Source organism: Massilia sp. YIM B02769 (assembly GCF_030411995.1).
GTDB lineage: Bacteria > Pseudomonadota > Gammaproteobacteria > Burkholderiales > Burkholderiaceae_D > Telluria.
Genome location: NZ_JASNRC010000029.1, coordinates 1 through 10,448, shown reverse-complemented (window position 1 = coordinate 10,448; position 10,448 = coordinate 1). Strand labels below are relative to the sequence as shown.

Genomic DNA, 10,448 nt, shown 5'->3' with positions numbered 1-10,448 from the left:
CCGGCGGGGTCTAGCCGCCGGCTCTCATCGAAGAAGGAGTCCTCGGTGAGATTCAGAATGCCGAACACCGTCACCATGGCGTCGGCCTCCGCAGCGACTTCCACGATGGGGATCGGGCGAGCAAAAAGGCAGCAATTATGAGCCCCATACCTACAAAGCCCCACGCATCAAGCTTTTGCCCATGAAGCAACCAGGCAATGGCTGTAATTATGACGACGCCGAGTCCCGACCAGACTGCATAAGCAACACCGACAGGGATGGATTTCAGAACCAGAGAAAGAAAATAAAATGCGATGCCATAACCGATTATGACAACGGCGGAAGGGGCAAGCTTAGTAAAGCCCTCGCTAGATTTTAATGCGGATGTTGCGATTACTTCGCCAACTATTGCGATAACAAGAAAAAGCCAGCCTTTCATGATATATCTCCCAATTTGTGTAGGGCTTATTATGCACGCTTAAAAATAATAAAAGCAGACTTGACCTGATAGTTTGGCTGTGAGCAATTATGTGCTTAGTGCATCTAATCGCGCTGATCACCGGCGGTTGAAAACCGTCCGGTGGATTGGCAGGTTATGCTCCCTCATTTTCATTTCCGGTTTCCTATAGGGCAACTAGGCTGTCCTTGCCGGCGCTTGGAACACAGACGATGGCATCAAATGCCTCGCTCAATTTCGTTTTTACAGAGGCGCTTTGAGACCGCATTCGCTTTGCTTCCATGGGGGCATCTGTCAATGTCAGACATGAATTCTCCGTACCACAGGCGTCGATGACATACTGTTCCATACTATCCTCACGGATTGCATCGGCAGGCGTGGTCACAACAGAGAATCCAAGAGGACTGTCGGGCGATGGGAAATGCATTTCCGGCACGGTGGGTCCAAGATGGGTGAATGCAATCGCACGGTAATTCACCCTCTCTGCGAGGTGCTGCCCCATGGGAACAGCCGTAAGCTCGCCTGAAAAGGAGACTGGGGTTTTTTGTAAATGATTGTTGTGCGCCAGCAGAATTATCTTCACATCCGGATTCGCTCGAACCATTCCATCTACTACGCCCGCCATATACGAGTCACGTACGGAAGTATCTCCCTCAAGAGAGGTACCATCGAAGAAAGTTTTCATTATACGCAAGGTTTCCAACGTATACTCTATCGACTCTATTCGATCAGAGGCTTTTCGGAACAAATCGCTGTTGACGTGTTTTTTCAGGACAGGGGCAAGCGACGCCAAGCGGAGCTTCAATCTGGTTACCCCTGAGATAGCTTTCTCCTGCCGAGCCGTTTCTAGCTCCCCCCATTTTGCCGATGAAATAACCGCCGACTGGCCATCAATGGACGCCAACAAGTGAGTCAGCATATCAACGTGCGGTTTCATGAGGTGATCGATGAGCTGGATAATTTCGGCCAATTGCGCTAGGTCGTCCCTTGGGTTCAGGGTGTTGGGTAAGTCGATTCCGACTAACTGCAGTTTTCTTCCTGATTCGCGGAGATATGATTTCAGCCAGATCAGCACTGAGCCATACACAGAAAAGGTCAGGGTATCCGAAAATCGCTCAAGTTCATGAGCACCGGCTGTTGAGTTGAGCCATTCAGATAACCGGGATGCCTGAATCGCCCCACATTCCAAACCAATCGCATTAAAATCATGCCTTTCGACCAAATAGCGGATAAGACTTGCTCTAGCCAGTGAAAACTCCGCGACAAAATGAGCGCCCTCGCCAATGCCGACAATTCGGGCGCCCTCAATTACGGAAGTAAGAATCTCAAACTCATTGAAGTCCAGATTTTGAGGCTGTAAAAGTGTTTTGGTCGTTCTCCATGTCATTTTTTTTCACCCTTTGCGTTTATTGCTGTAATCGTCATACGTTCGCTTCGCCAATAACCCGGCTCACAGAGCATAACACCTGAATTAAGCCGCGCCGCGAAGCGGCGTCGGCTTGAATGAGTTGTTAGGCAACACCGCGCTTTCTCTCGAAGGCTTGTCGTGTTTGAACCATGTAAACCGCCGGCCCGTCAGGCGTGGTGATGATCTTCTCCCGCACGAATCCTGCCTTCTCATAGCAGCGTATGGCTCGATGGTTGTTCGGAGTCGGGTCGGTCTGAATCTTCGTCACGGTGGGGTCCGAGAACAGTAGTTCAACGAGAGCGCGGACAAGCCTTGTTCCTAGGCCTTTGTTCAACTGTGTCGGGTCAGCCAGAGACTGGTCTATTCCTCGCACTCCTGGATCAGTTTCATCTTCCCACCAGCCATCACCGCTTCCGAGCGCGACGTACGACTGAGCATAGCCGATCGGTTCCTCGCCCAGCATTGCGATGTACGGTGTTACGGACTCTTCCGCCATCGCTCTGGGCAGGTAGTGTTCCAGCACTTCATCAAGAGTCGGTCGCTCTTCGTCACCACCCCACCACTCAACGATGTGCGGCCGGTTGAGCCAATCATGGAGCATCGGCAGGTCGCGCTCGGTCATGAGGCGAAGAGTTATGGGGGGGGTGCTCGCGGACATGAAATGGTCGCTCTGTGCTGCCTAACGAATTAGCTCAGCGGGCGGCGAAGCCATCCGCTGGAGCGACTAGTTGGGCTGTGGACGGTGCCGCATGATTTGGCCGTCAGGCGGTGCATTTCAACCGTGACTTCAGGCCACCCGTTCAAGCGCAGTCATGGGATAAATCTGGACTGAGCCTGGGTGAGATTCGGACTCGACGGCGTAGCCTTCAGGGGTAAGTGTTGTGCAGTACCACCCGACAATGCGCCCCTGCCAAGCAGCGCCAGACTTCTTGCGTACGCGATCCCCCCAGGCAAACGTGGCGTTTGATGGGAATGCGAACCGGCCAGCAGCTGAAGTACTGACCTCATTTTTTCCTTCATTCATTTCAAACCTCTTTTTAATGTTTTAGGTTATCGCCAGCTCGGCAACTTGATACTCTGGTGAAGCCCAACTTTGTTTTAGGGCGACTGCCCTGCTGCGTAACATCGTTGCTGCTCCATAACATCAAACATCGACCCACGGCGTAACGCGCTTGCTGCTTGGATGCCCGAGGCATAGACTGTACAAAAAAACAGTCATAACAAGCCATGAAAACCGCCACTGCGCCGTTACCACCGCTGCGTTCGGTCAAGGTTCTGGACCAGTTGCGTGAGCGCATACGCTACTTGCATTACAGCTTACCAACCGAACAGGCTTATGTCCACTGGGTTCGTGCCTTCATCCGTTTCCACGGTGTGCGTCACCCGGCAACCTTGGGCAGCAGCGAAGTCGAGGCATTTCTGTCCTGGCTGGCGAACGAGCGCAAGGTTTCGGTCTCCACGCATCGTCAGGCATTGGCGGCCTTGCTGTTCTTCTACGGCAAGGTGCTGTGCACGGATCTGCCCTGGCAGGGCATCAACGAAGACCAGAACCTGGGCATCGCCATCACCCGCCGTGCGCTGGAAGCCCCGCTGCGCGCCATCGTGGCCAACGCCGGTGAAGAACCGAGCGTGATCGTGGCCAACGTCAAGGCCGGCGAAGGCAGCTACGGCTACAACGCCGCCACCGGCGAGTTCGGCGACATGATCGCCATGGGCATCCTGGACCCGACCAAGGTGACCCGCTCGGCCCTGCAGCACGCCGCTTCCGTCGCCGGCCTTGCGATCACGACCGAAGTGGTCGTGGCCGAAGTGCCGAAGAAGGAAGAGCCGGCCATGCCGGGTGCTGGCGGTATGGGCGGCATGGGCGGCATGGATTTCTGATCCGGTTGGCCCGGTCGTCAGGGAACCGGACCGCGCCAGCGCGGTCCGATCCCGGCAACGACCCGACATCAAGGCCCCAAGGACGGGGCCGGAGCCCGGCAGCGATGCCGGGCTTTTTGTTGTGCCCGCGCCGCGGCAATGTCTGACGCGAAGATCAGAACGCACCGATACGAACGTGCGAACACAGGCGCAACACTGAGCAGCCGTCCCCGCACCGGAGCGCTGCGTGCCGCGCCTCGCCACATCCCGGCGGCAAGCCGCGGGATGCGCGCCACTGCCGTCCGCCCACACCGGTTCGCGGTACGCGCGCCACGCGCCCGAGCGCACGCTGCTGTACGCGTTGGTAGAGGCGCACTACCCGGACTTCATTGCACGGATCGAAGCGGAGGGCCGCTCGCTGCCCGGGTATGTCCGCGAGGCGTTCGATGCCTACCTGCGTTGCGGCGTACTCGAGCACGGCTTCCTGCGGGTGGTGTGCGAGCACTGCCGTGCAGAGAGGCTGGTGGCCTTCTCCTGCAAGAAGCGCGGGTTCTGCCCGAGTTGCGGCGCGCGACGCATGGCCGAGAGTGCGCGGCACCTGGTCGAGGAGGTGTTCGGCCCGCGGCCTGTGCGGCAATGGGTGCTGAGCTTTCCGTACCCCTTGCGTTTCCTGTTCGCCAGCAAGCCAGAAGCCATTGGCCCGGTGCTGGGCATCGTGCAGCGCGTGATCGCCGGCTGGTTGGCCGATCAAGCCGGCATCGACCGCGCCAGCGCCCAGTGCGGCGCGGTGACGCTGATCCAGCGTTTCGGCAGCGCGCTGAACCTGAACATCCACTTCCACATGCTGTGGCTCGACGGCGTGTACGTGGAAGCCACCGAGCTGCCGCGGCGCGAACTGCGCCTGCACCGCGCCCGTGCGCCCACCACCGCGCAGTTGACCCAGCTGGCAGCTACCATCGCGCACCGGGTGTGTCGGCACCTGACGCGCAAAGGCTGGCTCGAAGGGGAGGGCGAATCGGCCTTCCTGGCAGACAGCGCTGCAGGCGACGACAGCATGGATGGGCTGCGGATGAGTTCGATCACCTACCGCATCGCCACCGGCCGCGACGCTGGCTGCAAGGTCGTCACGCTGCAAACGCTGCCCGGTGACGCCGGTTCGCTGGAGGGCGAAGCCGGCAAGGTCGGCGGCTTCTCACTGCATGCCGGCGTGGCGGCCGAAGCACACGAAAGCCACAAGCTGGAAAAGCTGTGCCGCTACATCACGCGCCCGGCGATCAGCGAGAAGCGGCTGTCGATAGCGCTCCAGGGCAGGGTGCGTTACCAGCTCAAGACCCCGTGGCGCAATGGCACCACGCATGTGGAATGGGATCCGGTGGATTTCATCGCCAAGCTGGCGGCGCTGGTCCCGCCACCTCGCGCGCATCTCACCCGCTTCCACGGCGTATTCGCCCCGAATGCAAACCTGCGTGCGCAGCTGACGCCCTCGGGGCGCGGCAAGCGGCCTGCGGGCGATGCGGCGCCAGTGGACGTCAGCGCCCACGACGCGCCGCGCAGCCCCGAGGAGAAGCGCCGTGCGATGAGCTGGGCGCAACGGCTCAAGCGGGTCTTTTCCATCGACGTCACCGCCTGCGTCCACTGCGGTGGCACCGTGCGGATCGTCGCCAGCATCGAGGAACCCACCGCCATCCGCGCCATCCTCGCCCACTTCGAGAAGCACGGCGCGCGGGAAGAAGCGCACTACAGGCCCGCAGCGCGCGCGCCGCCAGTGCAAGCCGCGTGACGATCTGCCGGCTGCACAGCCGACGGCGAAACCGGAATCCGAGCCGATGCGGCCACGATCCGCAGGGCGGCGCTCGGCCCGCTGTCGGGAATCAGCGAAGCATGGCTGCTGACAACGCCGCTGCGTGGCCCCGCGATGCCGAAATCCCACTCACAGACGTCCGATCCGTGCCCAAAACGGGGCTTGCGCGACCGCCGCCTACCCAGCAGACTGCCCGAAAAGGGCGTTTGAACTTCCTATACGCAAGGAACGTCTCGCCTGCCAAATCGGGCCATGTGACGGCTGACCGCTTGGCGAGCGGATGCCGTTCCGGTAGCACCGCCAAGAGCGGTTCGGTCCATGTGCGACGGGAATGGCAGTCGGGTGGTTGGGGCGTGCCCGCGACGAACGCCACGTCCAACCTGCCGGCGCGAAGCTGCACCACCGCTTCACGGGCCGGGCCTTCGGCGATCTCGACTTCAACATCGGGGTAATCCTTGCGGTATTGGCCGATCAGCTTTGCGAGGAAGCTATGCGGAATCAGGGCATGGATACCGATACGAAGCCGGCCGCTTTCTCCGGCTGCCGCCATGCCGGCGGTTTTCACCGCATGGTCGAGTTGGTCAATACCTACGGCTATCCGCTCGACGAAATGGCGTCCGGCCTCGGTCAGCCGAACGCCGCGCGCATGACGCTCGAACAAGAGGATGCCGAGGTCTTCTTCCAGTGCCTTCACGCGGGCGCTGACGCTGGACTGTGCAACGCCGAGCGCGTTGGCGGCGTGACGGAAGTTGAGATATTCGGCGACAGCGAGAGTGTGAACTAAGGTCATCATTGGCACTCGCCCCGAAAGGAGATGATTGCTCAACAGATTTAATCCGTCATTTCTCCTAAGTCTACGCATGCCAAATCGCCATGACTAAATCACAATGAAGTTGCGAATGGTCTGCGTAGTATTGGCAGACATATTAAATAGAGGATCGCGCCGACAATCCAAACCCAACCGTTCCATGCCCCGGCGGTGGCAGAATAGAGTGCTGTGAAGCCAAGCGGTCCTGCGATAGAGCTTAGATTGGTGAGGCTCGTTAGCGTTCCTTGCAAAGCCCCTTGCTTGTTACTGCTGACATTGTTTGAGAGCATTGCCTGCAAGGCCGGCATGCCAACACCCCCGGCGGCAAGCAGCAACAGAATCGGGAACACCATCCATCCCTGCGTGGCAAAAGCCAGAAGAACGAAGCCAGTCGCATCCGCAGCCATGCCAAACAGCAGCGTGCGCCGCTCTCCAAGCCGGCTTGAAAGCGGGCCGGTAACAAACGCTTGGAAGATCGCATGTGTTGCCCCAAACGCCGCGAGCGACAAACCAACGGTCGCGGTGTTCCACTGAAAACGGTCCTCGCCATATATGACCCATAGGGCTGCAGGCACTTGGCCGATCAGTTGAATAATGAAGAAAACTGCGAAAAGCGCACCTAGCCCGCGCAATGCATCATCCAGCCGTAACAGAACGAATGGTTTGATGCGAACCGGCTTTCCGGTCCCGCCATGGCTGTGATGAGTCTCCTTGAGGAAAATGCAGGCAAGCAGGAACGCGAACCCGTTGAGAAGGGCGGCGGCGATAAACGGGGCATGAGCAGAGATACCACCGAGCATGCCACCAAGTGCTGGCCCGGCAATCATGCCCGCCCCATAACAGGCCCCCATGTAGCCGAACCAGCGTGCGCGAGAACCTTCCCCCGTCGAATCGGCAATGGTTGAGGCTGCTACAGCTCCGGTTGCGCCCGTGACGCCGGACACGAGTCGGCCGATATAGAGCACCCATAAGACCGGCGCTGATGCCATAATCGTGTAATCGACTGCGGCTCCTGCAAGAGAAGCCAGAAGTACCGGACGCCGACCGTAAGAATCCGAAAGCTGTCCAAGCATGGGCGCGAAGACGACCTGCATCAATGCATAGAGCGACAGCAAGGCACCATAGTGTCCAGCGACCTGCTCTGCTGGCACAAGCTCACGCAGAAGCGTCGGAAGGACGGGCATGATGAGGCCGAGACCCATGGCGTCAAGACCCACGATCAGCAGGGCAATGATGGCAGAGCTGCGCACCTGAAACTCCAGCGCCGCTCAATGGAGCGACTTTATCAACGATAAGGAGATGGAAATATAACTTATCGGTGATAAATTGTCAAGCACTGGCGAAGGAACGTGAATGACCAAACTGGACAAGGGCACCGTGATCGCGGCGGCGCTAGAGCTGTTGAACGAGGTTGGCATGGACAGCCTGACGACGCGGAAGCTCGCTGAACGCCTCAAGGTTCAGCAGCCTGCGCTTTACTGGCATTTCCAGAACAAGCGAGCGCTGCTTGATGCGCTCGCCGAGGCGATGCTGGCGGAACGCCATACCCGCTCGCTACCCGAAGAGAATGAGGACTGGCGGGTGTTCCTGAAAGAGAATGCCCTGAGCTTCAGAACGGCGTTGCTCTCTTATCGGGACGGCGCGCGTATCCATGCCGGCACTCGACCGACAGAACCGAATTTTGGCACCGCCGAGACGCAAATACGCTTTCTCTGCGCGGAGGGCTTTTGTCCGAAGCGCGCCGTTTGGGCGCTCCGGGCGGTCAGTCACTATGTGGTCGGTTCCGTTCTCGAGCAGCAGGCATCTGATGCCGATGAGAGAGTTCCGGACAGGCCAGATGTGTCCGAGCAAGCACCGTCGTCCTTCCTGCACGATCTGTTTCACGAGTTGGAAACAGACGGCATGGATGCTGCGTTCAACTTCGGACTCGACAGCCTCATCGCTGGTTTCGAGCGGCTGCGTTCATCTACAACAGATTAGAGGCTTATGCCCCTTTGCCGCCCCAACTGCCACGACACCGATCCGCTTTGCACGATGCCCATGACCTCACGGCCGAGCTGGCGGTCGATGACCGGCCGCCACGGGACAAGGGAAATGAGCGGTATCTTGCCAGACAGGATACCGCCATTCACGAGGTTTCGAAGATTATTGCGCCGCATCGGAGCGGGCTTGCTTCCAGTCGTCGGCTAGACGACTGGCGACTTCTCGGTGGCAGCATCACGGGATCGAAGGAGCGCCAGCCCCAACGACACCAGCACTGCCATTGCCGTGGCGTAACAAATCACGGGCCACGCTGTATCGCCGTTTAACAGCGTCACCGCCAATGTCCCGACGATACTGACTATCAGGCTTTGGATGCAGAAGTAGAACGCAACCGCTGATCCAGCGATGTCGTCGAACTGCGCAAGTGCGCCGTTGGCGGTAACGGACACCGTGAAGACAATGCCGACCGCGACAACCCACATCGGCAGGATGAAGCTGAAAAATGACGGCGATCCGAAAAGTTGGCCGATCCCCAACAGGATCGCGCCGGAAACGAGCAACGCCATCCCGCGCGCTACGCATCCCGCGATACCCCATTTGGCAACGAAGGACTTTGCGAAGCGGGTTGTCGTGACCATGACCAGCGCGACAGTCGCGAAGGCCAAGCTAAATCCGATCTCGGAATAGCCGGCTTGGCCTATGAGAACACGGGGGGCTGTCGAGAAGAAAACGAAGAATGTGCCCATGCCGGCACTAAATCCGACCGTGTAAACCCAAAAGGCCGGACTCGCGAAGATCGGCAAAACAGATCGTTGCGTTCTGGCCTGATCCAACGGTCGGGTTTCATGCCACCTGAAACTGGCGTTTAAGAGTGCGAGCGAAGCCAGTGCAGCCAGTGTGATGAAGATCGCCTGCCATCCCCAAAACTCGCCGATCAGCGCACCGGCTATAGGGCCGAGCGCAGGCACGAACGCCAGCATCGAACTGAAAAGGCCGTAGATGACGGCACCTTCGGGACGATTGGCATATACGTCGCGCACGGTCGCGAAGGTGGCCACCAGCATGGCCGATGCTCCAACAGCCTGAACCAGACGAAACGCAACAAAGGCTAATGCAGTTGAAGAACAAGCCGCTCCCAGAGACGCAGCAACGAAAGCCGTTGCGCCTACAAGCAGGATCGGCCGTCGCCCGACGCGATCGGAGAGTGGCCCAAAGATCACTTGGCCCACACCGAGCATCACCATGTAGAGGCTCAACGTGAGTTGGATTATGGATGGAGTCGTGTTCAGGACGCCCGGCATCGCCGGAACGACTGGAAGATAAATATCCATCGCCAGCGAGGCGAGGATGTCGAAGGGAGCCATAAGCAGCAAGGCTGCCGGCAGCGTATAGGCCCACGCGGGGCGTGTGGTGGTCATGACGAATCAACCTCTCGATTAAGGATACCGGGCAGCGTCTGCTCGTCAGCAATCAGATGGGATTGGTCTTACAGAGCGCCGCAACAACAATTCTGATGTTGCGGCTTACTTGTCTGCTGACTTGGAATTTCCCATGCTGATGGCTCCACGATTACGAAATTGAATAGCAGCTCTTATCGAATTAGTTGTTGCGTTGCAATGCGGTATCGTTGGCTCCTATAGCCCCAACCCCCGCTGCCGCCCTAACTGCCACGACACCGAACCGCCCTGCATGATACCCGCGACCTCGCGGCCGAGCTGGCGGTCGATGATCGGCCGCCACGGGACAAGGGTGAACTCGTGGCTCTTTTCCACGATGGCGAACTTGCCGCTCGTTAGCTGGACAGTCCCGGTGAACTTGCCGCTGACACTCTCACCATCCTTGGCGGCGCGGAACGGCAGCGCCTTGCCCTCGGCCATCTCCGCACCGGCGCGCGCAACTTCCCGCTCGCGCAGGGTGGCGAGAAGATTGCGCCGGTAGAAGATTCGGCCGTCCCTGTTGCGCGTGGCGTCGCGCTGTTCGATATGATGCTCGCGGCGCTGGTCCATGGCTTCGCGGACCTGTTGCCCGAAGCCGGTCGGCGCAAGGTCGGCCGTTTCGCCATGGACCAATCGCCGGTCCATCCCCGGATCGAGGATGAGCCGGTCGGCAGCGACCCCGCTCCGTCGCAAGGCGGAAACCCGCGCCTCGAAGA

General features: G+C 59.1%; 9 protein-coding genes and 4 pseudogenes. 4 read left to right on the top strand and 9 right to left on the bottom strand.

Annotated elements, in window-relative coordinates; all coding sequences use genetic code 11:
- Nucleotides 1-70: 70 nt before the first annotated feature.
- From QPK31_RS25890 to QPK31_RS25875, 4 genes and pseudogenes are all read right to left on the bottom strand, one after another.
- Entirely contained in the window at nt 71-418 is a 348-nt protein-coding gene (locus tag QPK31_RS25890) for a quaternary ammonium compound efflux SMR transporter QacE delta 1 (RefSeq protein WP_000679427.1), read from the bottom strand.
- 184 nt (nt 419-602) lie between these two features.
- Nucleotides 603-1,855 (bottom strand): annotated as a pseudogene (ere(A), locus tag QPK31_RS25885) (EreA family erythromycin esterase).
- 92 nt (nt 1,856-1,947) lie between these two features.
- Nucleotides 1,948-2,502: an aminoglycoside N-acetyltransferase AAC(6')-IIa gene (locus tag QPK31_RS25880; RefSeq protein ID WP_023622803.1), complete on the bottom strand. Its 555-nt coding sequence runs from the start codon at nt 2,500-2,502 to the stop codon at nt 1,948-1,950.
- A 129-nt stretch (nt 2,503-2,631) separates the two neighbouring features.
- The gene (locus tag QPK31_RS25875; RefSeq protein WP_071846316.1) at nt 2,632-2,868 is read right to left on the bottom strand and encodes a trimethoprim-resistant dihydrofolate reductase DfrB4; all 237 of its coding nucleotides are present in this window, start codon (nt 2,866-2,868) and stop codon (nt 2,632-2,634) included.
- A 203-nt stretch (nt 2,869-3,071) separates the two neighbouring features.
- Here QPK31_RS25875 and intI1 point away from each other — a divergent pair.
- The 3 genes and pseudogenes from intI1 to QPK31_RS25860 form a co-directional block, all read left to right on the top strand.
- A pseudogene (gene intI1 / locus QPK31_RS25870) lies at nt 3,072-3,371 on the top strand (class 1 integron integrase IntI1); the annotation flags it as partial.
- A 3-nt stretch (nt 3,372-3,374) separates the two neighbouring features.
- Nucleotides 3,375-3,725 (top strand): annotated as a pseudogene (locus QPK31_RS25865) (TCP-1/cpn60 chaperonin family protein); the annotation flags it as partial.
- Nucleotides 3,726-3,999: 274 nt separating this feature from the next.
- Nucleotides 4,000-5,484: an IS91 family transposase gene (locus QPK31_RS25860; RefSeq protein ID WP_022742855.1), complete on the top strand. Its 1,485-nt coding sequence runs from the start codon at nt 4,000-4,002 to the stop codon at nt 5,482-5,484.
- Nucleotides 5,485-5,575: 91 nt separating this feature from the next.
- Here the strand turns inward: QPK31_RS25860 and QPK31_RS25855 are convergent, their stop codons facing one another.
- Nucleotides 5,576-6,298 (bottom strand): LysR family transcriptional regulator, encoded by a 723-nt coding sequence (locus QPK31_RS25855; protein ID WP_223151157.1) that lies wholly within the window; start codon nt 6,296-6,298, stop codon nt 5,576-5,578.
- A gap of 89 nt (nt 6,299-6,387) precedes the next feature.
- Entirely contained in the window at nt 6,388-7,563 is a 1,176-nt protein-coding gene (tet(G), locus tag QPK31_RS25850) for a tetracycline efflux MFS transporter Tet(G) (RefSeq protein ID WP_001257840.1), read from the bottom strand.
- Between the two features lie 103 nt (nt 7,564-7,666).
- Between tet(G) and tetR(G) the strand changes: the two genes are divergently transcribed.
- Nucleotides 7,667-8,293 (top strand): tetracycline resistance transcriptional repressor TetR(G), encoded by a 627-nt coding sequence (gene tetR(G) / locus QPK31_RS25845; RefSeq protein ID WP_000163574.1) that lies wholly within the window; start codon nt 7,667-7,669, stop codon nt 8,291-8,293.
- Here tetR(G) and QPK31_RS25840 read toward each other — a convergent pair.
- From QPK31_RS25840 to QPK31_RS25830, 3 genes and pseudogenes are all read right to left on the bottom strand, one after another.
- Nucleotides 8,290-8,406: pseudogene (locus tag QPK31_RS25840) on the bottom strand (DUF3363 domain-containing protein); the annotation flags it as partial. The gene tetR(G) and the pseudogene QPK31_RS25840 sit on opposite strands and share 4 nt — an antisense overlap.
- Nucleotides 8,407-8,499: 93 nt before the next feature.
- Nucleotides 8,500-9,714 carry a chloramphenicol/florfenicol efflux MFS transporter FloR2 gene (locus tag QPK31_RS25835; RefSeq protein WP_000214125.1) on the bottom strand — a complete coding sequence of 405 codons (1,215 nt, stop codon included), beginning with the start codon at nt 9,712-9,714 and terminating at the stop codon, nt 8,500-8,502.
- 216 nt (nt 9,715-9,930) lie between these two features.
- On the bottom strand, nt 9,931-10,448 hold a 518-nt coding region (locus QPK31_RS25830; protein WP_000385702.1), incomplete at its 5' end, for a DUF3363 domain-containing protein.

Bases quoted from the DNA above. Each gene is read 5' to 3' on its own strand.
- QPK31_RS25890 (WP_000679427.1), bottom strand. From the start codon at position 418: ATGAAAGGCTGGCTTTTTCTTGTTATCGCAATAGTTGGCGAAGTAATC.
- QPK31_RS25880 (WP_023622803.1), bottom strand. From the start codon at position 2,502: ATGTCCGCGAGCACCCCCCCCATAACTCTTCGCCTCATGACCGAGCGC.
- QPK31_RS25875 (WP_071846316.1), bottom strand. From the start codon at position 2,868: ATGAATGAAGGAAAAAATGAGGTCAGTACTTCAGCTGCTGGCCGGTTC.
- QPK31_RS25855 (WP_223151157.1), bottom strand. From the start codon at position 6,298: ATGATGACCTTAGTTCACACTCTCGCTGTCGCCGAATATCTCAACTTC.
- QPK31_RS25835 (WP_000214125.1), bottom strand. From the start codon at position 9,714: ATGACCACCACACGCCCCGCGTGGGCCTATACGCTGCCGGCAGCCTTG.